The 23,230-nt window shown below is 48.8% G+C and carries 23 protein-coding genes, 1 pseudogene and 2 CRISPR repeat arrays; of the genes and pseudogenes, 21 read left to right on the top strand and 3 right to left on the bottom strand.

The genetic code is table 11. From position 1 onward, the window contains the following. The first annotated feature begins 25 nt into the window (after window positions 1-25). Genes NSU18_RS13570 through NSU18_RS13550 form a run of 5 tightly spaced genes read left to right on the top strand, consistent with a single transcriptional unit; the run spans window position 26 to window position 5,504 of the window. Entirely contained in the window at window positions 26-784 is a 759-nt protein-coding gene (locus tag NSU18_RS13570; protein WP_341019140.1) for an alpha/beta fold hydrolase, read from the top strand. 2 nt (window positions 785-786) lie between these two features. Further along, on the top strand, window positions 787-2,070 hold the full coding sequence (locus tag NSU18_RS13565; RefSeq protein WP_341149262.1) for a B12-binding domain-containing radical SAM protein: 1,284 nt from the start codon (window positions 787-789) through the stop codon (window positions 2,068-2,070). Window positions 2,071-2,093: 23 nt separating this feature from the next. Then, on the top strand, window positions 2,094-3,380 hold the full coding sequence (locus NSU18_RS13560; protein WP_341149261.1) for a B12-binding domain-containing radical SAM protein: 1,287 nt from the start codon (window positions 2,094-2,096) through the stop codon (window positions 3,378-3,380). Window positions 3,381-3,384: 4 nt separating this feature from the next. After that, complete coding sequence (gene hemW, locus NSU18_RS13555) at window positions 3,385-4,683, top strand: radical SAM family heme chaperone HemW (protein ID WP_341149260.1); 1,299 nt, start codon at window positions 3,385-3,387, stop codon at window positions 4,681-4,683. Window positions 4,684-4,697: 14 nt separating this feature from the next. Beyond that, a complete protein-coding gene (locus NSU18_RS13550) occupies window positions 4,698-5,504 on the top strand; it encodes a hypothetical protein (RefSeq protein ID WP_341149259.1) in 807 nt (268 codons plus the stop codon). Between the two features lie 2,446 nt (window positions 5,505-7,950). After that, window positions 7,951-8,712: a CRISPR direct-repeat array (repeat unit 32 nt; unit sequence GTCGCACTCCGTGTGAGTGCGTGGATTGAAAT). Between the two features lie 119 nt (window positions 8,713-8,831). Here the strand turns inward: NSU18_RS13550 and NSU18_RS13545 are convergent. Further along, a complete protein-coding gene (locus NSU18_RS13545; protein WP_341149258.1) occupies window positions 8,832-9,770 on the bottom strand; it encodes a ketopantoate reductase family protein in 939 nt (312 codons plus the stop codon). A gap of 147 nt (window positions 9,771-9,917) precedes the next feature. Here NSU18_RS13545 and NSU18_RS13540 point away from each other — a divergent pair, with 147 nt between their 5' ends. The 5 genes from NSU18_RS13540 (at window position 9,918) to NSU18_RS13520 (ending at window position 12,598) form a co-directional block, all read left to right on the top strand. After that, entirely contained in the window at window positions 9,918-10,469 is a 552-nt protein-coding gene (locus NSU18_RS13540; protein WP_341149257.1) for a TetR/AcrR family transcriptional regulator, read from the top strand. 277 nt (window positions 10,470-10,746) lie between these two features. Then, window positions 10,747-11,169 (top strand): VOC family protein, encoded by a 423-nt coding sequence (locus NSU18_RS13535; RefSeq protein WP_341149256.1) that lies wholly within the window; start codon window positions 10,747-10,749, stop codon window positions 11,167-11,169. 85 nt (window positions 11,170-11,254) lie between these two features. Continuing rightward, window positions 11,255-11,713 carry a RidA family protein gene (locus NSU18_RS13530; RefSeq protein ID WP_341019150.1) on the top strand — a complete coding sequence of 153 codons (459 nt, stop codon included), beginning with the start codon at window positions 11,255-11,257 and terminating at the stop codon, window positions 11,711-11,713. 12 nt (window positions 11,714-11,725) lie between these two features. Next, on the top strand, window positions 11,726-12,169 hold the full coding sequence (locus NSU18_RS13525; protein ID WP_341019151.1) for a GNAT family N-acetyltransferase: 444 nt from the start codon (window positions 11,726-11,728) through the stop codon (window positions 12,167-12,169). 51 nt (window positions 12,170-12,220) lie between these two features. Continuing rightward, window positions 12,221-12,598, top strand: coding sequence for a VOC family protein (locus NSU18_RS13520; protein ID WP_341149255.1), 378 nt, complete (start codon window positions 12,221-12,223; stop codon window positions 12,596-12,598). Here NSU18_RS13520 and pyk read toward each other — a convergent pair. Further along, a complete protein-coding gene (gene pyk, locus NSU18_RS13515; RefSeq protein ID WP_341149254.1) occupies window positions 12,595-14,025 on the bottom strand; it encodes a pyruvate kinase in 1,431 nt (476 codons plus the stop codon). The two genes, NSU18_RS13520 and pyk, sit on opposite strands and share 4 nt — an antisense overlap. A gap of 139 nt (window positions 14,026-14,164) precedes the next feature. Between pyk and NSU18_RS32400 the strand changes: the two genes are divergently transcribed. The 10 genes and pseudogenes from NSU18_RS32400 (at window position 14,165) to NSU18_RS13475 (ending at window position 19,973) form a co-directional block, all read left to right on the top strand. Then, window positions 14,165-14,461 carry a LysR family transcriptional regulator gene (locus NSU18_RS32400; RefSeq protein ID WP_445321802.1) on the top strand — a complete coding sequence of 99 codons (297 nt, stop codon included), beginning with the start codon at window positions 14,165-14,167 and terminating at the stop codon, window positions 14,459-14,461. Window positions 14,462-14,473: 12 nt separating this feature from the next. Then, window positions 14,474-14,776, top strand: a pseudogene (locus NSU18_RS32395) (LysR substrate-binding domain-containing protein); the annotation flags it as partial. A gap of 616 nt (window positions 14,777-15,392) precedes the next feature. Beyond that, a complete protein-coding gene (locus NSU18_RS13505) occupies window positions 15,393-16,055 on the top strand; it encodes a Type 1 glutamine amidotransferase-like domain-containing protein (protein WP_341149253.1) in 663 nt (220 codons plus the stop codon). Between the two features lie 276 nt (window positions 16,056-16,331). Next, window positions 16,332-16,730 (top strand): ferritin-like domain-containing protein, encoded by a 399-nt coding sequence (locus NSU18_RS13500; RefSeq protein ID WP_341149252.1) that lies wholly within the window; start codon window positions 16,332-16,334, stop codon window positions 16,728-16,730. A gap of 135 nt (window positions 16,731-16,865) precedes the next feature. Then, the gene (locus NSU18_RS13495) at window positions 16,866-17,057 is read left to right on the top strand and encodes a hypothetical protein (protein WP_341019162.1); all 192 of its coding nucleotides are present in this window, start codon (window positions 16,866-16,868) and stop codon (window positions 17,055-17,057) included. A gap of 148 nt (window positions 17,058-17,205) precedes the next feature. After that, complete coding sequence (locus tag NSU18_RS13490; protein ID WP_341019164.1) at window positions 17,206-17,538, top strand: hypothetical protein; 333 nt, start codon at window positions 17,206-17,208, stop codon at window positions 17,536-17,538. Between the two features lie 597 nt (window positions 17,539-18,135). Next, complete coding sequence (locus NSU18_RS13485) at window positions 18,136-18,768, top strand: hypothetical protein (protein WP_341149251.1); 633 nt, start codon at window positions 18,136-18,138, stop codon at window positions 18,766-18,768. A gap of 72 nt (window positions 18,769-18,840) precedes the next feature. After that, window positions 18,841-19,320: a YbaK/EbsC family protein gene (locus tag NSU18_RS13480; RefSeq protein ID WP_341149250.1), complete on the top strand. Its 480-nt coding sequence runs from the start codon at window positions 18,841-18,843 to the stop codon at window positions 19,318-19,320. A gap of 102 nt (window positions 19,321-19,422) precedes the next feature. After that, entirely contained in the window at window positions 19,423-19,650 is a 228-nt protein-coding gene (locus NSU18_RS32390) for a GNAT family N-acetyltransferase (protein WP_445321801.1), read from the top strand. Window positions 19,651-19,664: 14 nt separating this feature from the next. After that, window positions 19,665-19,973: a hypothetical protein gene (locus NSU18_RS13475; protein WP_341149249.1), complete on the top strand. Its 309-nt coding sequence runs from the start codon at window positions 19,665-19,667 to the stop codon at window positions 19,971-19,973. Window positions 19,974-20,034: 61 nt separating this feature from the next. Here the strand turns inward: NSU18_RS13475 and NSU18_RS13470 are convergent, their stop codons facing one another. Next, window positions 20,035-20,811, bottom strand: a complete 777-nt coding sequence (locus NSU18_RS13470) for a hypothetical protein (RefSeq protein ID WP_341149248.1) — start codon at window positions 20,809-20,811, stop codon at window positions 20,035-20,037. Window positions 20,812-21,171: 360 nt separating this feature from the next. Beyond that, a CRISPR array of direct repeats spans window positions 21,172-21,535; the repeat unit is 33 nt; unit sequence GGTCGCACTCCACGTGAGTGCGTGGATTGAAAT. A 429-nt stretch (window positions 21,536-21,964) separates the two neighbouring features. Here NSU18_RS13470 and NSU18_RS13465 point away from each other — a divergent pair. Continuing rightward, on the top strand, window positions 21,965-23,089 hold the full coding sequence (locus NSU18_RS13465) for a GGDEF domain-containing protein (protein ID WP_341149247.1): 1,125 nt from the start codon (window positions 21,965-21,967) through the stop codon (window positions 23,087-23,089). Window positions 23,090-23,230 lie beyond the last annotated feature (141 nt).

The raw sequence follows: 23,230 nt of genomic DNA, 5'->3' as shown, positions 1-23,230 counted from the left end.
AAGTTCAAGGGAGGAACCAAATTACATGTTGAAGACTAAAGGGATACCTTTACATTGCAGTATTCAGGGCAACGGGGAAGCCGTCCTGTGCCTGCACGGCAACCGGGACTCTTCGCTCGTCTTCCGGGATCTGGCCATGGCGCTTGCGCCTCATTATCAGGTGCTGTGCGCGGACTTGCGTGCACACGGCCAGTCGGAATACGACGGTCCGGCCTTCACCCTGGAGGACATGGCCGATGATATTCTCAGGCTGCTGGATGAGCAGGGGCTGAAGCAGGTCTCGATCATCGGGCATTCTCTGGGCAGTACGCTTGCGCTGCTGCTCTCCGCACGTGAGCCGGACCGGGTGAAGAAGCTGGTATTGATGGGGGCTGCCGCCACCTTCGCGGTTCCGTTCAAGCGGCCGGAGCACGGGGCAGAGATCACGCCGGAGGCTGTGCGGCAGACGAATGCGGCGGCGGTTCCGTATTTTTTCACCGAGGGGCATGAAGCGGTTCAGCAGCAGATTCTGGAGGGCTGGTCCCGGCTGCCTGCCGCGACCCACCGTCTGATGATTCAGATTAAGCATCCCGACCTGCGGCCGGTTCTTCAGGGCATCCGGCAGAGATCGCTGATTATTACCGGGGAAGCGGACCGGATTACGCCGCTGCACAAGGCGCTGGAGCTGAACCGGTATTTGCCGGATTCCCGGATGCATACGGTTCCAGGCGCCGGGCACTTTATGTTTCTTGAGGCGGGCGGGGATGTAGCTGCGGCCACGCTCACTTTTCTTAAGGGGGAGTGAGCATGGGCAGAGTGCTGCTGATCTCGGCGAATACGGAGAAGCGGCCGCCTGTATTCCCGCTGGGTCTTAGCTATATTCACGCCAGTCTTGTCGCTTCCGGCTGGGAGGCAGGCATGCTGGACATGACCCAACTGGAGTATACCCGGGAGGCTGTTACGAATTACCTTAATGCCTACGCGCCGGATTACATCGGGCTCTCGATCCGTAACCTGGACAATTGCTGCATGCAGTATCCCCGGAGCTTTGTGGATCAGGTCTGCTTGATGGTGGATTGGGTGCGGGAATGGAATAGCAGGGCCAGTATCATTCTGGGAGGAGCGGGCTTCTCGCTCCTGCCCAGGCAGTGGCTGCAGGAGACGGGAGCCGATTACGGCATTGTCGGTGACGGCTGTGACAGTATCGTGGAGCTGCTGGGCCAGCTGGAAGCGGGGCAGGTGCCGTCCGCAGTAAGCGGACTCATGTTCAGGACAAGGGCCGGAGAATGGAATTACTGGCCGCCGTATGCGCCTGAGCAGCTGGATCAGGAGTATTTCCCCAGCCGCAGCGGATTTCTGCACAGCTATGATGTGGAGCGGAGGGTCCGATACAATGTATTGACCAAAAGGGGCTGTGCGCTAAGCTGCACCTATTGTGCTTACCCGTCACTGGAGGGCCGGTCCGTCCGCCTGCGGTCACCGAAGAGGGTGGCCGATGAGATTGAGCAGATGGTGGTGCAGTATGACATCGGTTCTTTTGATTTCGTGGACAGTGTGTTCAACTATCCGCTGGAGCATGCCGAAGAGATCTGCCGGGAGCTGATCGGGCGGACGTTACCGTTAGCCTGGGGCTGCTTCCTGAATCCGCGCTTCTTCACGGAAGCATTCGCCGGTCTGCTTAAGCAGGCCGGGTGTACGGAGGTGGAGTTCGGCATTGATTCCGGCAGCGATATCTGCCTCAGATCGTTCAAGAAAAATTTCCGGCAGGGCGAGATCCGCAAGGTGGTCCAGCTCTGCCGCAGCCAGGAGCTGGACTTCAGCTTCTGCCTCCTGATCGGGGGACCGGAGGAGACACCGGAGACGCTGCGCGAGACACTGGATCTGATGGAGGAGCTTGCGGTGCAGCGCATCTTCGGCTTGTTCGGCATCCGTATTCTGCCGTCCACCGATATGTACAGCTATGTGGGTTCGCCGGAGCCGGATGAGCTGCTGCATCCGAAGTTCTTCATGTCCCCGCAGCTGAGTCTGGAGCAGGCGAACCGCATCTGTGCTCCGTACCGGGAGCGTAACCCGGACTGGATGTTCATTTGAAGGAAGACAGGGTGGAGTGAAGCATGAGAATACTGGTAGTGTCTACGAATACCCTGCTCCGACCGATGCCAGTTCTTCCTGTCGGCGCGGGGATGGTCTACTCAGCCCTCACGGCTGCCGGATTTAGCACCCGTTTTCTGGATCTGGCCTTCGTAGCTGAACCGCTGGAGGCGCTTCGCGAGGAGCTGCGGGTCACCGGAGCGGATCTGATCTGCCTCTCGGTGCGCAACATCGATAATCAGGTGATTCAGCAGCCGGAGAGCTATCTCTCTTTCTTACAGGAAGTCATGCAGGTATGCCGTACTTGCAGTTCAGCCAAGGTACTGCTTGGCGGGGCTGCAATGCTGGTGATGCCCGGCGAGCTGGTGAAGGAGCTGGGGGCGGACTACGGAATCAAGGGGAGTGGAGGCGAAGCGGAAGCAGTGCGGCTGGCCCGTGAGATGGAACAGGGGCAGGCCCCGGAGACAGGTACGGTACGTAATGCAGATCCCGCCTATCATCCGGTGTACAGCCGTGTTCCGCCGAAGTCGCTGTTCGCTCCACAGTATTTTATCCCGAACCCCCGCATCAAAAAAGCCTCGATGGGCTATCAGGCCTCCAGAGGGTGCAGCCGGCACTGCATTTATTGCTCGGAGGGCTACATGAATGCCGGCGCCTGCCGGATTCCTGCGGAGCAGTTCAGCGAAGATATGAAGATCCTGGAGAATGACTATCAGGTGCGTAGTATCACTTTTGTAGACGGGGTGTTCAATCATGAGGTGGAGGAGACGGTGGAGTTCTGCAACCTGATCGGCCGCACCAGCCCCTCGCTGGAATGGAGCTGCGCCCTGACTCCGGCCCGTATTACCGGGGAGCTGATCCGCTCGCTGAAGGAGAACGGCTGCCGCTTCGTGGATATCGGTGCCGACTCGGGTTCCCGGCAGATGCTGCGGCGCATGGGCAAGCAATTCACTCCTGAGCAACTGGTTGAGCTGGGACGCCTGCTGGAAGAGTATCAGCTCCCCTACTCCGTATCGCTGCTGTTCGGCGGTCCTGGGGAGAATGAAGAGACGGTGCAGGAGACGGTGCAGGTGGTCAATCAGCTGAATCCTGTCTATATTCTGGCCAGCCAAGGCATCCGTGTCTACCCTCATACGTCGCTGTATCATGTTGCGCTGCAGGAGCAGGTGATCCGGGCAGAGGATAACTTGCTTTTTCCGGCCTATTACCAGTCCAAGGATTACAGTGCTGATCTGCTCACCGATGCTCTGTCCGCATCACGCCACATCTATAAGGATATGCTTATGAATTCAATTGGAGGAAGGACTTGATCGAATGAACAAGCCTGTATACCCGTTCCGGGAGATCGGGATAGGGCATTATCCCATGGGAAACACTCCGGTGTCGCCAGAGGACAGCGCACGGCTGCCGTCTCTCATGAACTTGAATCAAGCCGCGGCAAGCTCCAAGCTGGTCTATGTACATATTCCCTTCTGCGATTCCATCTGCCCGTTCTGCCCGTACCCCAAGGCGTTCAACGAGCAGGGTGCCCGCAAGGATTATCTGGCTGCGCTGTTCCGCGAGCTGGAGATGTACGGGATGACGCCGCAGATCCGCAATTGCTCGGTAGAAGCGCTCTATATCGGCGGCGGGACGCCGAGTGTGCTGGACGAGGAAGAGATCACCGCACTCTTCGAGCAGCTACAAGCCACATTGCCTATGCACCATATCGAAGAAATCACGTTCGAGGGCAATCCCGCCTCGTTCACCGCTGCCAAGCTGAAGCTGCTTCAGGCGCTCGGCGTGAACCGGATCAGTCTCGGGGTGCAGACGTTCAACGATGAGCTGGGCAGACGCCTCGGACTGCTTCAGACCGGTGAGGATTCCCTGCGGGCAATTCAGAATTCCAGAGAGGCGGGCATCGCGAACGTCAGCCTGGATCTGATGTACAATCTGCCGGGCCAGACGATGGAGGAATGGCTTGCGGATCTGGCGAAGGTAGTGGAGCTGGACATCGGCCATGTCACACTATTTCCGCTGAAGATCATTCCCGGCTTCGGTCTGGCTAAGCGCATTGCCAGCGGCGAGCTTCCGGCCTGCGGCGGACTTGAGCTGGAACAGCAGATGTATGTGGAGGCTTGCTGTTACCTGGAATCGCAGGGCTACTCGGTGGAATCGACGTATGATTTCGTCCGGCCGGGAGGCCACCATGTGTATAGCCGCAAGCATTTCGACGATTATCTGGACCTGCTCTCTGTGGGGCTGGGGGCATTCGGCGATGTGGGCGGATATGCCTACCAGAATGTGAAGTTACTCCCTGAATATGTGAAAAAGATTACATCCGGCGACCTCCCCATTGCTTTAGGCTACGAAGTGAAGGCAGAGGATCTGCCCAACCAGTTCCTGGCCATGGGCCTGCGCCGTACAGCGATTGACCGCCAGCAGTTCCGCCGCAAATTCGGCGTTTACCCGGAGGAGCACTTCCCGGAGCTGTTCGACAAATTCGTGAAGGAAGGGCTGGTCGAAATCCGCGAGGACACGATTGCGCTCACGCGTTTTCATGGGCTGTTCTGGGGCAACAATGTATGTAAGGAGTTCTGCGAGGAGCAGATCAAGCTGGCTTTTCCAAAATGATGGAGGGTACTGAAATGAACAGTAAAGTGAGTAAAAATGTCTTCTACGGCGATCTTCAGGAGGCCGGGAAGTTCGGTGAGCTGGAGCAGCGTCTCATGGGCGAGTCGAACCTGCCGGGACCCCGGGCGAATCTGGGCGCAGCTTCCACCTTCGCGGATGCTTTCGCGTCGGATTGGGTGGCCAGCGAAGCCTGGGAGCTGCTTATGGAGTGGACGGGTAAGACGGAAGCAGAAGCGCCTACGGATGATCCCCGCGAGTTCCTGCCGTTCTGCGCGCTCCAGGCGATGGGCAGCTACTACCGCTATGCGGAGCCTGCCCGTCAGGAGATTATTCTGGAGCGCTGCCGGGCGGCGATGAATGATGCCCGCTGGCGGATGCGCGAGGCGGCAGCGATGGCGCTGCAGCGCATCGGGGAGCAGGACTTCGGGGTGCTCCGCGCACTGTTCGACGGCATGAAGGGCACAGCCAACGCACTGGAGCAGCGCGCCTTCGTCGCTGCCCTGGCCCACCCGCCGATGCTGAAGGAGCAGGCGAACGTGCTGTATGCGCTGGAACTGTCCGAGGAGATCCTGGACGCCATTGCCGCCGGACAGACCCGCTACGGTGCGGAAGAGTTCCGCGTGCTGTCCAAGGGTCTGGAATATGCGCTCAGCGTCTTCGTCGAGCGTGCGCCCGAAGCCGGCTTCAAGATGCTGGCCAAATTTGCCATCAATGACGACAAACGCATGCAAAAGATCGTAAAGTCCAACCTCGGCAAAGCCCGCCTGGCCAAGAAATTCAGCCAGGACGTGGAGCGTATTCAGGTGTTGATGAATGCTTGATGGGGGCGAGCGCGGCTGACAGCCCGTGCTTGAATGGACGGGCACGGCTGCTTGGCGGTGAGCTTGGAGGGGCGGCTACTCGCTGCTGCGTCTGGGGGGAGTGAGGCTGCCTACCAGGGCTTGGAGTAATAGGCCAGGCTGGCTAGTTGGCGGTGTGTCTGCGGAGAGAGCAAGTCTGCTTGCCGTCCGACTGGGGAGCAGGGCAAGAACACTTGCTGTCCTGCCTTGGGGAGAGTAATCTGCTTTCCAGTGCGGCAGGGCGGGAGTCAGACTGCTCGCTATTGCGCCTGTGGTTTGCTGAGCAGTCTATCGACTTTCGCGCCTGGAAGCCTGCGAACCCGCCTCGCCATCCCATGCTGCCTCTCCATGCTCCTTCGCGGACCAGGATTCCGTTATTTTCAAACAAACCTTGTTTTTTACTGTTTGGCGGACTGTGGTGCGCTTATTGTCTCTCTGCGAGGCATTTTCAGGTGGAACAACCATCAATAACGGCCCTGGAGTCCGCGAATGTTGGAAAAGTTGGATTTTTCGCGAAATAAGGGCCTCTGAGTCCAATTGTTAGAGTGCGAGAGAACACCACGCTGAGGTCTTAGTCAAGTAAAGGAAACAGAGATAGCCGGCCTGCATACTAAAGTATGCGATCCGGCTTATTTGCAGTGTGTTGAAAGACCCCGGCTGATACCGTGTGGAGACAATATTTCGCACTTGGAAGCCCGCGAACCCATCTGGTCACCCAAGTCTGCCCCTCCATGCTCCTTCGCGGACCAGGATTCCGTTATTTTCAAACAAACCTTGTTTTTTACTGCTTGGCGGACTGTAGTGCGCTTATTGTCTCTCTGCGAGGCGTTTTCAGGTGGAATATCCATCAATAACGGCCCTGGAGTCCGCGAATGCTGGAAAAGTTGGGTTTTTCGCGAAATAAGGGCCTCTGAGTCCACTTGGTACTGGGAGAGAGCACCACGCTGAGGTCTTAGTCAAGTAAAAGTAACATAGATAGCCGGCCTGCATACTGAGTATGCGGTCTGGCTTATTTGGAGTGTGTTTAAATACCCGGCGGATAACGTGTTGAGACAATATTTCGCACTTGGAAGCCCGCGAACCCATCTGGTCACCCAAGTCTGCCCCTCCATGCTCCTTCGCGGACCAGGATTCCGTTATTTTCAAACAAACCTTGTTTTTTACTGCTTGGCGGACTGTGGTGCGCTTATTGTCTCTCTGCGAGGCGTTTTCAGGTGGTATAACCATCAATAACGGCCCTGGAGTCCGCGAATGCTGGAAAAGTTGGGCTTTTCGCGAAACAAGGGCCTCTGAGTCCACTTGGTACTGGGAGAGAGCACCACACTGAGGTCTTAGTCAAGTAAAAGTAACATAGATAGCCGGCCTGCATCCTGAGTATGCGGTCTGGCTTATTTGGAGTGTGTTTAAATACCCCGGTCGATACCATGTTGAGACAATATTTCGCACTTGGAAGCCCGCGAACCCATCTGGTCACCCAAGTCTGCCCCTCCATACTCCTTCGCGGACCTGAGGGCCGTTATTTTTAAACAAACCTTGTTTTTTGTGGCTAGGCGGACTGTGGTGCGCTTATTGTCTCTCTGCGAGGCGTTTTCAGGTGGAACAACCATCAATAACGGTCCTGGAGTCCGCGAATGCTGGAAAAATTGGGTTTTTCGCGAAATAAGGGCCTCTAAGTCCACTTGGTACTGGGAGAGAGCACCACGCTGAGGTCTTAGTCAAGTAAAAGTAACATAGATAGCCGGCCTGCATACTGAGTATGCGGTCTGGCTTATTTGGAGTGTGTTTAAATACCCCGGCGGATAACGTGTTGAGACAATATTTCGCACTTGGAAGCCCGCGAACCCATCTGGCCACCCAAGTCTGCCCCTCCATGCTCCTTCGCGGACCAGGATTCCGTTATTTTCAAACAAACCTTGTTTTTTACTGCTTGGCGGACTGTGGTGCGCTTATTGTCTCTCTGCGAGGCGTTTTCAGGTGGTATAACCATCAATAACGGCCCTGGAGTTCGCGAATGCTGGAAAAGTTGGGTTTTTCGCGAAATAAGGGCCTCTGAGTCCACTTGGTACTGGGAGAGAGCACCACGCTGAGGTCTTAGTCAAGTAAAAGTAACATAGATAGCCGGCCTGCATACTGAGTATGCGGTCTGGCTTATTTGGAGTGTGTTTAAATACCCCGGCGGATAACGTGTTGAGACAATTTAGGATTATGCAGAATATGGCCGAAGAGGTACAATAGAAACAAAGAGCCGGTGCGAATGCCAAGCTTCCATGAAATCCCCGGGGGTTTCGCACCTCAGAATTTGTCGAAACTCTCAGCAATCGAGGGAATACTTGAAAGGTCAAGCGTGGACAGATATCTTTTCGAGAATGGAACAAAGGAAGTTATAGTGTATGTATACGGAAACAGCATAGGTTATGCTGTTTCCGCTGTCGCACTCCGTGTGAGTGCGTGGATTGAAATTTTGAAACAGAAGCAGTATTTATGTGTGCTGCTATGGTCGCACTCCGTGTGAGTGCGTGGATTGAAATTAGGAGTCCAAGATGGTTCGTTGAATTTTGTAAAAGTCGCACTCCGTGTGAGTGCGTGGATTGAAATGATTGAATTCAATGGTAATTGATATCCCTTAACAGTGTCGCACTCCGTGTGAGTGCGTGGATTGAAATCTACGGGTGAATCAGATAGTTATATCTGTGAAAGTCGCACTCCGTGTGAGTGCGTGGATTGAAATTTGATGGATGTTTTAGAGTTGGCGCAGGGAATCGGTCGCACTCCGTGTGAGTGCGTGGATTGAAATCGGATGATCCAGACAATCCCGGAAGGAATGGGGCAGTCGCACTCCGTGTGAGTGCGTGGATTGAAATAATCGGCACACATACGATGCGGAAGACCTTCGGGTCGCACTCCGTGTGAGTGCGTGGATTGAAATCCGCAGCTTGGACATTTCCTCTGCTTGCTGCTGGGCGTCGCACTCTGTGTGAGTGCGTGGATTGAAATATGTATGTGACCAGTCCGGGGTTTTGGCTGCTGGTCGCACTCCATGTGAGTGCGTGGATTGAAATTTGAGCTGCATCATGAACAGCCATATTGTTTGCGTCGCACTCTATGTGAGTGCGTGGATTGAAATTTAGCTCCTTTACTATTAACGTGAACTTCTAGCGGTCGCACTCTGTGTGAGTGCGTAGATTGAAATTTATAAACAAAGTATATAGAGTGGAGGTTAAAGCATTCGTACTCCGTGTGAGTGCGTAATTGAAATGCACCAAAAAGGCCGACCGCTATGCGACCGACCAAAGGGATCTTAAATCCTTCCTATCTTGATACGCCTGCTTTGTATTGCTCAGAATTTTCCAGCGCCGCAGTAAGCCGCGGCAAAGCTATCCCCAACTTTTTCGCTTCCCGCACAACTTCAAGGATCGCAAAGCCTGCTTTACCATTGTTGTATTCCATGAAAAGCCGTGCTAAGCTACCCTTTGCAAAAACCAGCTTGTTAAACAGCGTGCCGAGCAGTGCCGGCGGGATCTTAGTCAACAGCAGAGAAGTCATATCAGCGTTTCCGCCTCTGGCTTTTATTACGGGGATAATTTCCCTCATATTCCTGCCAACATTTGCGAAGGAGTCGCTATCATTCATGAGTGCCGCAAAACTTCCCAGTCTCAACACCTCGGTTTCCATTGCTGCGTTCATCGCGAAGTGATTCCAGAGCCAGTTCTGCATATCCTTGATCCACTTAATTTTAAAATGGGCACTTTCAAATAGCTCTTTGACCTTGTTGTTAATAGGTTCAGTGCCTACCCGTGGCTGTTCCAGAAACAGCATTTTTAAAAAGCCGCCTCTAAGCCTGTTGTCCTCAATGCCGCCGCCGCCTCCGGGGAACCCAAAGACCACATTGTTCATAGACAGGGGTGAGATCGATGATTTCAAATCCTGCCAAAGGTTATTGAAGATTAGAACAGGTGTGTTTCCTGCATGAGTCGATAAAAGTTGTGCTGCTGCCGGAAGCTGCTCCGTGTTGACACTCACAATAATGAGATCATAATTTGGTCGAATCTCCTCATGCAGTTTGACGTTCCAGCTTTCTTTTATGAGCTGCTTCCCCTTTCGTGCGTCCCACATTTCAAGCTCAATGCTGCTGCCGAAGGTTTCTTTTCTCCCTTGTCTAACGTAGAACTCCACTGTATGTCCTGCCTGTTCAAAAGCCCAAGCATATTGGGCCGATATGACACCTCTGCCGAAAAATAAAATTCTCATATTAGCCTCCTGAGCCTATATATTAATCCTTGTTGATTATCCAACAACGTGTTGTATAATTTATTGTATAGATCCGCTATACAGCCATCAACCATCAGATTTTTAAGATCTGTTGTGTAATCGATGTACAGAAACCGGAGGCCAATAATGAAAAAGCAACCTGAACTTACGGATAAAACAAGGCAAACCTTTATCAATGTATTCTGCGATTTATATAGCCAGAAACCCATTGAAAAAATAACCATCCAAGAGATCGCGAAACGATCAGGATATAACCGCAGTACCTTTTATCAATACTTTACGGATATCTATGAATTGTTGGACTACGTGGAAGCGCGTGTCTTTACATCCATTAAAGAGGAAATGGCAACCAGAGAGTTCTCCACTCATTCTTTCCAAGACGCACTGCAATGCCTGGAAAATACAGAGGAAATTTCAGTACTGAAAGCCCTCTTGGGCGACTATGGTTCTGTTCATTTTATCGAACGTCTGAAGAGAGAAATTTCCTTGGAGAAATTGATTGTCGACCTTCCGGCAAATGAAGCTTTAGCACCGTATATCATTGAGTTTTACATATCCACACTAATGTCGATGTTTCGCCTTTGGATACGCAATGACAAAGATCTGTCGTCTGAAGAATTGGTCAAGCTGGTAGATACTCTATTTACAAATGGGATCGGGACTACGGTGATTCCTTAATGTGTTAAGATACAACACTTCGGAACAACTGGAGGAATATAAGCGGCTACTGGCTGCTTCAAACATCGAATTTCCTATCAATCAGTTCAATCAACTGTATGCAATCGCCTCACGATACTTAGGACTTAGATATATGAGTTGGAATCTAGGCGCTTGGGCCAGTGATTCGCGGGCTAAAGATGATTTAAGGAAATACTTAGACATGGTGACGGGAGCTTGAAGCTTCGAGCAGGTCATTACATCTCCATTATCTGGAGCCAAGGAGGAGAACTAACAAATGATTCAGTCCATTGTACATATTGCTCTGGTCGTAAACGATTATGATGAAGCCATTGAATTTTATACAAAAAAGTTGAATTTCACAGTAGTAGAAGATACGTATCAGCCGGAGCAGGATAAACGGTGGGTGGTGATTTCGCCCCCTGGATCAGTGGGGACAACGATCTTGCTTGCCAAGGCGTCCAAACCTGAACAAGAGCAATTTGTCGGTAACCAAACGGGTGGGCGGGTATTTCTGTTCCTGAACACGGATGACTTTTGGAGAGATTATAAGGACATGGTCTCCAAGGGCATTGAATTTGTTAGAGAGCCTCAAGATCAATCGTACGGAAAAGTAGCGGTCTTTAAAGATTTATACGGGAATTTATGGGACCTGCTGGAGTTGAATGAGGATCATCCGATTGCTAAACGTGTAAGGTGATATCTCATGAATTTAAAACGAATGATTATAGGAATGGCATACCTTGCTATAATTCTTCCAAATCTGATGAGTTAGGAGATTGGAAATGACTGAACAAACAGTGGCTAGTAGAATAGCAACATTAGGAATCGTTATCCCCCATGCAAGCGAACCTGCAGCTAAGTACGCAAATTACGTAAAAGTAAACGGGTTATTGTTCGTTTCAGGCAAGGGGCCTGCTGGTACGCCCAAGGGCAAGTTAGGTCAGGAGTATACAACCGCAGAAGGTTATCAGTTTGCACGACAAACGGGGATTGAAATTTTGGCTGTACTACAAACAGCTTTAGATACACTGGATAAAGTGAAACGCGTGGTTAAAATTCAGGGCTTTGTTAATGCGGTCGCCAGTTTTGAAGAGCATCATAAAGTGCTTAATGGTTGTTCTGATCTGATGCTGGATGTTTTCGGAGAAAAAGGTATCCATGCCCGTTCAGTCTTTGGAGCTGTTTCGGTTAGAGACAATCTTCCCATTATCATTGATTCAATATTTGAGGTTGAGGAGTAAAGTACATTGTACATGGAAATTAAGATAAGAGAAATTATAGCAAACGATTATACTGAAGTTGTTTTCTTATGGAACAATGTACTTGGCGTTCATACTGTTACGGATGAGAACTTTCGCGTTAAGATGGAACAGATGAGAATGGCAGGCAATTACAAAACGTTTGTAGCGTTACTTGAGAACCATGTTGTTGGTTTTATATCTAGCGTTCATGCATTAGCTGTAGGGTCTGCGAATGATTATCTGCATATAACCGGACTTGCTGTACATAATGATTTTCAGCGACATAAGGTAGGCACTAAATTGTTAAGATACACTGAAAATTATGCGAAAGATTGCGGAATATCCAGCATAATTCTATGCACAGGGATGAAGCGAACCGGGGCTCATGCTTTCTATGAACAAAACGGCTATGACAAAGATTCATACTGCTTTGATAAGTTTATTAAACTTGACTAAAAAATAATAGTGGGCAGTCTATGACTTTGGTTTTTAGTGAGGACTGATAGCATGGTTAACGGGAAAATCTTAGGAATCGCATACAATGTAATTCCGGTTAAAAATATAAAAAAATCTGCAGAGTGGTTTGTCCATCACTTCGGCTTCAACATTAGAAACGATAGAGGAAACTACCTAAGCTTATTCCGGGATAACCGTCCAATCATTGATCTAATCGCATCTGATAATGACACAAGAGCAGTTTTTGAGGTGAATGGACGGCCTCGGTGGGTTGTAACATTTTTTACAGATGATATTGACTCGTTGCATATGAGGCTAACATCTGAGGGAGTCACGGCTAGACCCGTTAGCAATGAAGGTGTTTACGCAAGTTTTTTGTTTTTGAGGATCTGGGTTAGTTGCAATACAGCGGACCCCGGTTTTATTTAAATCTCTTCCCCAACTCGATGAACCCGCAGCAGGTTAGTGGTTCCGGCAAAGCCTACAGGGACACCGGCGGTGATGAGCACCAAGTCGCCATTACGTACGTATCCGGCAGACCTCGCCAGTTCAACGGCAGCTTCTACGGCTGCATCAGTGCTGGAAGCAGATTCGTCGCGGAGCAGCGGAATTACACCCCATGTCAAGGAAAGGGCATGCAGCACGTTCTTCTTTGTGGATACGGCGATGACAGGTGCAGTGGGCTTGTGCTTGGCGATCATCCGGGCGGTAAAGCCGCTTTCGGTCAGGGCGAGAATAGCTTTGGCGGAGAGTGTGAGGGCAGTGCGGACAACAGATTCGCCGATGGCACCTGTTACGTTGACGGCAGGCTCATTACCCTTGCAGTTACAGCGGCCATAGCTCCCCAGGACGGACTCAGCGCGGGCTGCGATGCGGGCCATGGTCTCGACGGACTCCAGCGGGTATTTACCTGCGGCAGATTCACCAGACAGCATGACAGAATCGGTGCCATCAAAAATAGCGTTGGCGACGTCACTTGCTTCTGCACGGGTCGGACGCGGGTGCATCTGCATGGACTCCAGCATGTGGGTGGCGGTGATAACCGGTTTTCCGGCCAGGTTACACTTCTTGATCATGTCTTTTTGAACCAGTGGCACCTCCTCCACCGGCAAGTCCACGCCCAGATCTCCGCGCGCAACCATTAGTCCGTCGGCTACACTCAGGATGGCGTCCAAGTTCTCCAAACCCTCGTCATTTTCGATTTTTGCGATGACTTGAATATGGCTGGCCTTGTGTTTGCTGAGAATATGTTTAATTTCGAGAATGTCTGCAGCTTTGCGGACAAAGGATTGAGCAATGATGTCGATGTTCTGCTCAACGCCGAACTTGATGTGCAGGATGTCCTTCTCAGAAACGCCTGGAAGGCTGGTTTTGATGCCGGGAACGTTGACGCCCTTGCGTGGCTTCAGCTTGCCACCGTTCTTGACGAGGCAGGTGATCTCGGTACCTTCAGCCTTTACGACTTCCAAACGGATCAGACCGTCATCGATCAGGATGCTGCTGCCGGGCTTTACGTCTTGGGGTAACTGCTTATAGGTGACTTGGATACGGTCCTTCGTGCCGAGCACATCCTCTGTGGTCAGAACCACGGTTTCTCCTGGTACCAATTCAAAGTAGTCCGAGGCCATTTTGCCGATACGAATCTCCGGACCTTTGATGTCGAGCAGGACGGCCACATATTGGTTTAGCTCCTTGGCTGCTTCCCGGATGTGGCGGATGCGTTCAGCGTGCTCCTCTAACTCACCGTGAGCTAAGTTCAGGCGGGCGACATTCATACCGGCTTGGATCAGCTTACGGAGCATTTCGGGGCTTTCGCTGGAGGGACCGATGGTACAGACGATTTTAGTTTTACTCATGAAATTTTCTCCTTCATCGATAAATTATTTACCCTTGTGAAAATTTTCCCTTATCCTTACAATAAAGCATAATGATTCATCAGAAAAATATATATAATTTCGTTCTTCATCAATTTTGATGTAGGAGGCAGGTTATCTTATGAATCTTCATGCCCTTAAAATTTTTCACACCATCTCTGAAAAAGGCGGAGTCACCCGCGCTGCGGAGGAATTACGGATCAGTCAGCCTGCGGTTACGGCCCAGGTCCGCAATCTGGAGAAGGAATTAGGCATTCAGCTGTTAGCCCCCAAGGGGCGTGGTATCTTAGTGACCGATGCGGGGCAGATGCTGGCCAGCCATGCCAAAAGATTGTTTGCATTGGAGCGTGAGCTGGATGAGGCAGTCCGTGAGTACAAGGCCGGGTTCAGCGGAATCCTGCGTATTGTCGCCACCTAAGGCAGTTCAACCCGGGAGCGTCTCTTCTCGTTATGCAGGGCTTTGAACGTGAGTCCTCCCAAGGTGGGTCTACAATTTAATGGGGTGAACGAGATGGTGCGGGCCGTCATCGCGGGCTACGGAGCCATCTTCATCTCCTCCCTGGCGGTAAGGGACAATGTAGAGCGCGGAGAAGTGGAGCGCGTGATGGTTAACGGTACTTCGCTGTTAAATCCGATTGCCGTCTGTACCCGAAAGCATGAGGCATTGTCGCCAGCGGCGGCAGCATTTCTCTCACTGGTCCGGGAGCAGTCGAAAGGAGGGGCAAGGAATTAACTTTTCTGGTGGGCAAACCACACAATTGTCATTGGTCGATACAGTGTTGAGAGGTTTAGGATTGTGTAGAATTTAGGCGAAGAAGTAAAATAGAAACAAGAAGTGTTGCGAATACCAAGCTCCCATGAAATCCCCGGGTCCTTCGTACCTCAGAATTTGTCGAATCCTTAAGAAATCAAGAGATACCTTGAAAAGTCAAAGGTAGACTTATACCTTCTTAAGAAATAAATTGGGAAGTGGATAGTGAATTGATACGGAGAAAGCATGAGTCATGCTATTTTCCGCTGTCGCACTCCGTGTAGAGTGCGTGGATTGAAATACTCTGGCGACTCTCTGTGCGCTTGTATCCGGCCCGTCGCACTCCGTTGGAGTGCGTGGATTGGAATAACAATGGAATGTGATGATTCGGATCGTCATGGCTGGCAACATTGCTATTTTTCTCTTAAAGTAGTCGCTGCTTCTCTACTACCTGTAGGAGCTCATCCGTTGTATGGAAAGCGATATTGCGGTGTATGAATGACAGAAATAATCTTACTCTCACCAGCGCCATGCTGACGGCAGAAGCCAAATTAAACTGCTTTAACGAGGCAAATCATACATATGGAGGTAACGAAGCATGAGTACTCACTATTATTTCAGTTGGTTTAATGGTATTTTGCCAGAGGGGCTGGTGCAATGGTTGCAGGAGGATATTCAGGACAGACAATCGCTTGTGATGATCAGCGCTGAGCCGTCTAATTATGAAGATGAGGAGATTAACCTTGAGGATATAACGGAATGGACATGGCTCCATCGGGCTAATCTTATGTTTGATGAGTATCATTTCATCGATTACCGCATGCCGAAGGAAGAGGCCCGGCAAAGGATTCAGAACGCATCGGTCATTTTTTTATGCGGGGGAGATCCTGTTCAGCAGCACGATTTTTTGGCGGAATATGAATTAACGAATGGGATTAAAAACAGCAATGCCGTTATCTTGGGAGCCAGCGCCGGTTCGTTGAACATGTCTGCCAAATGGGTAACCTCGAATAACGCCGCTCATTCAGTGGAAATAGATTCGATCTATGATGGGTTGGGCTTTGATCCGTTTGCCTATGAATCACACTCGCAACGCGACTATGCCTCGTTCGTCCAAGGCTACCTGTTCCCCTTATCGGAGGAGATGGATGTATATGCGGCAGAGCAGGAGAGCGCGATGCGTGTAAAAGACAGCAAAATCGAAATCATGGGTCCGGTATATTTAATATCCCGCTCGAAGATTCAGAGAATAAGCGTATGACCACAGATTAGCATCCGATTGCGTTTAATGCATTGGTTCTTCCTATGAATATGATTTTCAGGTAACCAAGATTGGCGGGGAGACCATTGATTTATCAGTATACCAGCGATTGAGGCATTGCTCTAATAATCACACTCTGGGCTTCTGTGCATATAATTGATGATGTGATTATTTGCATTTCTGGGGGTTTAGCTCATGTATAGGATTTATCCGTATTGGTGTAGATCACAATTCGTACCCGTTTGGGCCACTACAACACAAGAAGCACTAGAATTAATGAGGAATGCGGTACAAGGTGAACGAAATGATGAACTTTTTTATGATCAACTCATCAAACTGGCTCCGAACCAAGAACAAGTTGACGTGATTACCTCTATCCGGAATGATGAAAGAGGACATAATCAAATGTTTCGGCAAATGTATAGGGAACTAACAGGACATGAAGTAACAGGAGTTAGCAACGAAGCACTGGAGAATGTTAATTCTTATATTGCCGGGTTGCAACAAGCCTTCCAAGGTGAATTATCTGCCGTTGAGAAATATCGAAAGATATGGTTCGGTCTTCCGTACGGCATTTACAAGGATACTCTGTATGGCATTATTCTGGATGAGCAAAAACATGCGGCTAAATATAACAATCTGCTGATACAAAACTTGGCTGCAAATGAGTCCTGAATCTGTCCTGATCCCTCCCACGCATAGGCCTCTTCTCTCACAAGGAGCGGGGGGCCTCTTCGTTATTTTAGTAATGAAACCTACCATTGGCATAATTCGTATTAATGGAAAAATATTCTGTTGAGGATGGTTATTATGATTCAAGAAAACACAATTTGTAAAGCTTGTGGAGGTACTACTTTTGTAAAAGGTGAAGTGAATGCAGTGGATGCTAGAGTGATGCCGATTGGTAAAACATTTTCTTTTGGCTCTCCGGTTATATATACATTTTGTAAAAAGTGCGGAGAAGTAGCCTCCATTAGAGTTAAAAATCCGGATAAATTTTGAATCCCCTTTCTGTTAAGCCCTATCTTCGAACTGCGTAACAATCATTAAGACTCTTGTTGAAAAAACTTCACTAACCTAACGGGCAGGATAGTTCGAAATCAATGTTGAACTATTGAATAAAAGCAGTGCATGAATAAGAGGTGTGACTATGAGGTTTGAACTTATTGATTTAAACGGTGTACCCGTAATTTCTCTACCCGCAGGTTATGATTTGTTAGAAGCATTCATTGGGACAAATCTTCAAGATAAAGATGCAAATGGTTATTGGCTAATTGACTCAATAAACGAAGTATTAAATGGGAAGGTAGAAAATTCAACTCTCGGCGATGTGAAATACTTTATAATCCAGTTAAATAATAAATCTGTGAAGATTATCGACCCATATTCTGATAATGGAGCCTATTGCGAGTTGCCAACAATATCATTTAAAAACATCATTATTAATTGGCTCAAAGAGAAGGATAATTATTACATTGATTAATTAACTGGACACGTTAGTCCAACAACACAGCGGCAGTCTATGATTTTATTTTCTCGTTCATATCTGCCGCCATTTAAAAAGCTGCTTCTCCCAACTGCTGCGCCGTATGCGTCTACTGTTCACTGGCCGCATCTCGTGCAGAGTACATAAATGAAGTTCCCTGTTCCATAAGTTAACTTAAGCTGTAAACTGGAAGCAGCTTTTTGAAGGAGTGGATTTAATGCAAGTTATCAAATCTATAACAGAGTGCCCAGAACGTCATATTGAGTTTGCTGAATATGTTAAAGAAAAGTGGCCCAATGTAAAGAAGATGGTCCTCCCCAAAATTGACGAAAGTTTATCAACTGAAGCTGGGTTGCCATATACATTCCTACATTTATGAGCACGACACCATAAAGTAATTTATCATAACATGGTTTGTTCCTATCAAACAGAGTGCGCTATATACCTAAGGAGAATACTACATTGATACTACTCAGATCCAAAAGAATCAAAATCATCGCTTTTTCTACCATTCTGATACTCGCTCTCGCCGCACTGTTCTTGTATTTGAGCTATGCGAAGCAAACTAATGCTGTATTAATCAAATACTCTAGAATGAACCAAATTGCTCCTAATGTATACGTTGAACCTGAAATCAATGAGAGTGAACAAGCAGAACTAATCGATTATGTTCAAATATCTACTGCGAAAATCAATGCACTTTTTGGTCAAAAAGAATCGGCCCCTGTTGTAATCTATGCTAAATCAAAAAAGGCTTTGGATCATTATGCCGATTCAGATATTGGACAAACTTATTATTATCCATGGAATAACTACATTGTTATCGGCTCAAGGGGTTATAACGAGAATGTGATTGCTCATGAATTCACACATGCTGAATTAAGAAAGAGGCTCAAAAACAGCAGCAAAGTGCCAGTATGGTTTGATGAGGGGCTGGCTGCTATGGTCGATGGCCGATTTACAGATAATGAAAAGACTTGGAACACCCAAACGAAAGACGGCAAAGAATCAATTAATTTCGACCTATTGGACAACCACACTGCATTCCAGCCTAATGCTCAAAGTCGTATGAATTATGAACTGGCGTGTTATGAGGTTTCGAGGTGGTATGGAATTGTAGGCACTCCTGGTCTGTTAAAGCTGTTGGATTCTCTGAATGGAGGTGAAGAATTTATTAAGGTGTATAAAGGGATCGAAAGCAAGATGAGTGATGAAGCTAAGGGCTAATGAAGTTCCAGTTAAGATATTTACAAGAAGGCCAGGCTATAAAATTCACAGGCAATTAAGGAGGAATACACGTTGACAAGTCAACTTAAAGATAGTGCCCAGCAGGTTCAAAACAAACTATTGGAGCTGGGATATACAAATCAAGTTGTAGAACTGCCTGACAGTACACGAACTGCACAGGAAGCTGCCGATGCGATAGGCTGCGAGGTTGCACATATAGCGAAGTCCATTATCTTTCGGCTCAACAATGAAGATAAACCCTTATTGGTTATAGCAAGCGGAGTCAACCGGATTAACGAAAAACAAATTACCAGCCATCTGAATGACAAATTGGGAAAAGCTGACGCTGATTTTGTACGTGAACACACAGGATTTGTGATTGGAGGCGTACCGCCTTTAGGACATAAAGAGTCGATCCTCACGTTTATTGATGAAGACTTGTTACAATACAGAGAGATATGGGCTGCTGCCGGACATCCAAGAGCGGTGTTTCAATTAACACCTGTAGAATTAATTCAAATGACAAACGGACGAGTCATCTGTGTAAAATAAATTCATGTTTACCTTTCTGTTAGCTTGCTAATGGGGATGTTAGTTTACAATGACTTCTTTCCTTCAAGGGGGATTGTCCTACGGTGAAGACTCATTATAGAAGTGGGATTTGGCCTTATTCCTGAGATGCATAATAAGGGGTTAGCCACTGAGTCGGTAGGAGCTATTATAGAATGGGCATTATCATCAAAAAAAGTCCAAAAAATTGTGGCCGAGTGCCTTATCGATAATATTCCGTCTATCAGAGTTCTGGAGAAGTTGAATTTTACACGAACCGGAGTAGAGAACGGAATGATTAACTGGGAAAGACTTATCAGTACTGAAACTTAGAATAGGAGATCAGCATGGAAAAGACAGTAAAAACTATTCTTCTAGCCATGATCCCAAGTATACTAGCCATATTTTTATTAATCGAATATTTTCCTTATACGGGTCTTGGAAGAATATTGAGTATTCCTATAACACTGTTTTTTAATCTTGTTATTTTATTGATTTTTGTATTCATCACTCGAAAGATAAAGTCAAAAGTATATAAAAGCTTTTATTGGATTACAGTAATTTTAATAACCGTGCTGGTAGCAATTATTATGCACCCGCAAGAATCCTCACCTAACGTTTTAATTCAAATAAGAGAACTGATTATTACCCCATAAATTCAAATATGTAAAAACAATTCACCCCCATTAAATCTTCATTCGGTTCCGGGCCGCTGAATTATTGCACATCTTCTGAGTTGAACTCCTTGAGCTTGATTAATTTCTTTTTGCCCTGATTGCCTTTGGTCGTGGTGGTTTGTCCTTGTTCGTCTGTTTTCCGCTTAATAAATTGCCCGGTCAAATAATTAATATCATCCTCATCCGCCTGCTCCATGGTTACAGCACCTGTGAAATAGGTTCCGCTCGTGGAGCCAATCAGATACCAATCTTGATCTTGATACCGGAACCGGTATTTGTTATACCATCGCCAGTTGCTTCCCCCGTAATCGCTGACTAGCACAGCCCCCCGATCAATTATGATGTTTTCAAAAGGATCGCCCCACACACCGCCCTCATCCGCTTGCAAAATAACATGATCGGCGATGATGGACAGGGTATACGTGTTATTGTTGCCGCCAAAGGCGATAAGCAGGGAGCGCGGAGATGCTTCGTCCTTACCTGTATTCTTCTCTATGACTGCCGCAACATCTGCGATTCCATCTTTATTCAGATCTCCTTCAGCAATTGCTCTCCCCCCCTGGAAAGGCTCAAGAATGTGCCACCCCGCTGGAATCAATGCTTGCATGCTCTCTTCCTTAGATGCTGGCGTGTGGGAAGGAGTCGGAGTAAGAGCTGGAACTGGTGCAAGGGATGGAGTTGGTGTAGTCGTTGGGATTGAGGTAAGCGTCGTTACTGCTTGGGATTCTACAATCTGCTGGTTAGAGGTATCATTGCATCCCGTTAGCAAAGTCAAAAGTGCAATAGCACCAATGGAAGTGATTATAAATGTCTTCATTGCGTCTGCTTCCCTTCCTCTTCAGTTATACAGGTTAATGGTGACCTTTACCGATATATCCAGTATAGCGAATGGCCTGGTACATATGAAACGCCGCATACGCAACAAAAAAACTACAGTATTGAGAGATTTATAGTTAGGCAGGATAATGGAGATGGATTAAAATAGAAAAGAGAGCCGGTGCGAATGCCAAGCTCCCATGAAATCCCCGGGGGTTTCGCACCTCAGAATTTGTCGAAACTCTATAAATATAGGAGTGTTCTTGAAAAGTCAAGAGTATTAACATACTTCTTCGGAAATAGAGTTAGGGGATTAGTAGTGAATTAATGAGGGAAAAGCGTAGGTTACGCTGTTTTCCGCTGTCGCACTCCACGTGAGTGCGTGGATTGAAATCCCGCATCAATAATAGAGTCATGGACCACTCCAGGTCGCACTCCACGTGAGTGCGTGGATTGAAATCACAACTACTAATCAAGAGGAGAGATAAGAGATGGTCGCACTCCACGTGAGTGCGTGGATTGAAATCACAACTACTAATCAAGAGGAGAGATAAGAGATGGTCGCACTCCACGTGAGTGCGTGGATTGAAATGATGATTAATTAAATCATATAACAATGTAATTAAGGTCGCACTCCACGTGAGTGCGTGGATTGAAATATCGTCAAAAAGAGCAGCGAAACATTGTGGTCCGGTCGCGCTCTATACGAGTGCGTGGATTGAAATGCCGGGTAGGTGGGGAAGGCTACCGGAGAAATTTCGTCGCATTTTATATGAGTGCGTGAATTGAAATAGTCCGTGAGGTGTACGTGGGTTGCTTGTTGCAGGTCGCACTCTATATGGGAGCGTGGATTGAAATCGGATGAAGCCTGGCTTCGCGATCGGCACTATCACAGGTATGGTCTGGCCCCTCCTTATGTACGAGCATGGATTGAAATCACACAAAGAACAATCGCCCTCATACCAACACCTGCCCACAAACTCCCAACCCACACGTCCTTTGGCCCCCGATACTTCACCAATCCTACTAAGCCTCTCCCCACCCCCCGTACATATCCCACAAGTGAGTATCCGACCCGCACTCTGGCATGTTAGAATAGGAGCAATGTGTACATCCTATGTGTGAATTTAATCGGGGGGCAACAGGTGAGAGCGTTGAGATTAAGAGATTTCATGGGCCCTTCGGAGACTTCGGCGCACCGGCAGGCGAAGTGGGTCAAGCGGTTTCTGTATACGTATTGGCTGGTGATTGCTCTGCATTTCCTGGCCCAGCTGGGGTCTTTTGTATGTTTGCCGTATCCCATGGGGGCGCATGAGTTCTACTATGATGTGCTGCTGTATCCGACGCTGCTGATGAGTGCGGTGGTCGCGTTGACGCAACTGGTGGATGTTGCGGCACCGAAGTATTCCTTCGTGCTGCTGTTTGTGGCGGGGACGATTATTGCGATGATGATTATTCACCTGAATATGGACATCCGGATTATCGGGGCGTTGATGCTGCTGCCGATTATGGCGTCGGCAATCTTTTTCCGGCTGGATCTGACCTTGTTTACGTCTGCCCTCCAGGCAGCTGCGTTCTTCATTCTGTACCGCTGGGATTACTGGTTCAAGTATTATCTGACGGATTTTGACCTGATTGCGATCCCGCTCTTCCTGTTGGTCGGCACGCTGGTTGCGGGGATTATCATCATTAACGGGCGTGAGCTGGCAAGCGATCTGGAGGCTACTCTGACGGCGAAGCAGGACCTGATGATTGAGAATGCGGTGATCCGCAAGCTATCTACCACTGATGCACTGACAGGACTGTATAACCATATTTCTTTTCACGAATTCTATGAAAAAGCGCTGGAATACGGCAGCCAGGGTGCCCCGTTCCATCTTGCGCTGGTGGATATCGATAATTTCAAGCAAATTAACGATAAGTATGGACACCGTACCGGAGATATGGTGCTGGCGCGGGTCGCCCAGATCATTAAGGACCACATCTCGCCCGCAGATATTGCAGCCCGCTATGGCGGGGAGGAGTTCGCGATCCTGCTGTTTGAGAAAAGCTTCGAGGAAGCTTATGCGCTGATTGAACAAGTCCGCCAGGAGCTGTCGCATACGTCCCATGAGGAGATGGAGCAGCGGGCGGTTACTGTCAGCATCGGGCTGCAAAGCTATGCCGAAGGCATATCCAAAGAGAAGCTGTTCGAGGAAGTGGATCATCTGCTCTATACCGCCAAGCATTCCGGCAAAAACAAGACCCTGACCCCGCTGATGGAGCGCAGCGCCGTGTAGGCTGGGCCCCTAAGTCTGTTAACGTTCCGATCTGCCGCAGCCTCTACGCCCGCCTGCTCACAGCCTAGCCGCTTCACCCGACACCTGGCTGACCCCGCTGACCCAGCGGAACGCCGTATAGTCAAATTGGTCTCACCTGGT

The organism is Paenibacillus sp. FSL H8-0048 (genome assembly GCF_038002825.1).
Lineage (GTDB): Bacteria > Bacillota > Bacilli > Paenibacillales > Paenibacillaceae > Paenibacillus_AQ.
Note: the sequence above shows the minus strand (reverse complement) of the source record. Positions and strands in the feature narration are given on the sequence as shown.

What these genes read in the sequence shown, in the direction of transcription:
- NSU18_RS13470 (WP_341149248.1), bottom strand. Translation starts at nt 20,811, where the DNA reads ATGAAGACATTTATAATCACTTCCATTGGTGCTATTGCACTTTTGACT.
- NSU18_RS13560 (WP_341149261.1), top strand. Translation starts at nt 2,094, where the DNA reads ATGAGAATACTGGTAGTGTCTACGAATACCCTGCTCCGACCGATGCCA.
- NSU18_RS13495 (WP_341019162.1), top strand. Translation starts at nt 16,866, where the DNA reads ATGATTCAAGAAAACACAATTTGTAAAGCTTGTGGAGGTACTACTTTT.
- NSU18_RS13475 (WP_341149249.1), top strand. Translation starts at nt 19,665, where the DNA reads ATGGAAAAGACAGTAAAAACTATTCTTCTAGCCATGATCCCAAGTATA.
- NSU18_RS13565 (WP_341149262.1), top strand. Translation starts at nt 787, where the DNA reads ATGGGCAGAGTGCTGCTGATCTCGGCGAATACGGAGAAGCGGCCGCCT.
- NSU18_RS13500 (WP_341149252.1), top strand. Translation starts at nt 16,332, where the DNA reads ATGAGGAATGCGGTACAAGGTGAACGAAATGATGAACTTTTTTATGAT.
- pyk (WP_341149254.1), bottom strand. Translation starts at nt 14,025, where the DNA reads ATGAGTAAAACTAAAATCGTCTGTACCATCGGTCCCTCCAGCGAAAGC.
- NSU18_RS13545 (WP_341149258.1), bottom strand. Translation starts at nt 9,770, where the DNA reads ATGAGAATTTTATTTTTCGGCAGAGGTGTCATATCGGCCCAATATGCT.
- NSU18_RS13570 (WP_341019140.1), top strand. Translation starts at nt 26, where the DNA reads ATGTTGAAGACTAAAGGGATACCTTTACATTGCAGTATTCAGGGCAAC.
- NSU18_RS13525 (WP_341019151.1), top strand. Translation starts at nt 11,726, where the DNA reads ATGGAAATTAAGATAAGAGAAATTATAGCAAACGATTATACTGAAGTT.
- NSU18_RS13550 (WP_341149259.1), top strand. Translation starts at nt 4,698, where the DNA reads ATGAACAGTAAAGTGAGTAAAAATGTCTTCTACGGCGATCTTCAGGAG.
- NSU18_RS13490 (WP_341019164.1), top strand. Translation starts at nt 17,206, where the DNA reads ATGAGGTTTGAACTTATTGATTTAAACGGTGTACCCGTAATTTCTCTA.
- NSU18_RS13530 (WP_341019150.1), top strand. Translation starts at nt 11,255, where the DNA reads ATGACTGAACAAACAGTGGCTAGTAGAATAGCAACATTAGGAATCGTT.
- NSU18_RS13505 (WP_341149253.1), top strand. Translation starts at nt 15,393, where the DNA reads ATGAGTACTCACTATTATTTCAGTTGGTTTAATGGTATTTTGCCAGAG.
- NSU18_RS13485 (WP_341149251.1), top strand. Translation starts at nt 18,136, where the DNA reads ATGAACCAAATTGCTCCTAATGTATACGTTGAACCTGAAATCAATGAG.
- NSU18_RS32400 (WP_445321802.1), top strand. Translation starts at nt 14,165, where the DNA reads ATGAATCTTCATGCCCTTAAAATTTTTCACACCATCTCTGAAAAAGGC.
- NSU18_RS13540 (WP_341149257.1), top strand. Translation starts at nt 9,918, where the DNA reads ATGAAAAAGCAACCTGAACTTACGGATAAAACAAGGCAAACCTTTATC.
- NSU18_RS13520 (WP_341149255.1), top strand. Translation starts at nt 12,221, where the DNA reads ATGGTTAACGGGAAAATCTTAGGAATCGCATACAATGTAATTCCGGTT.
- hemW (WP_341149260.1), top strand. Translation starts at nt 3,385, where the DNA reads ATGAACAAGCCTGTATACCCGTTCCGGGAGATCGGGATAGGGCATTAT.
- NSU18_RS13535 (WP_341149256.1), top strand. Translation starts at nt 10,747, where the DNA reads ATGATTCAGTCCATTGTACATATTGCTCTGGTCGTAAACGATTATGAT.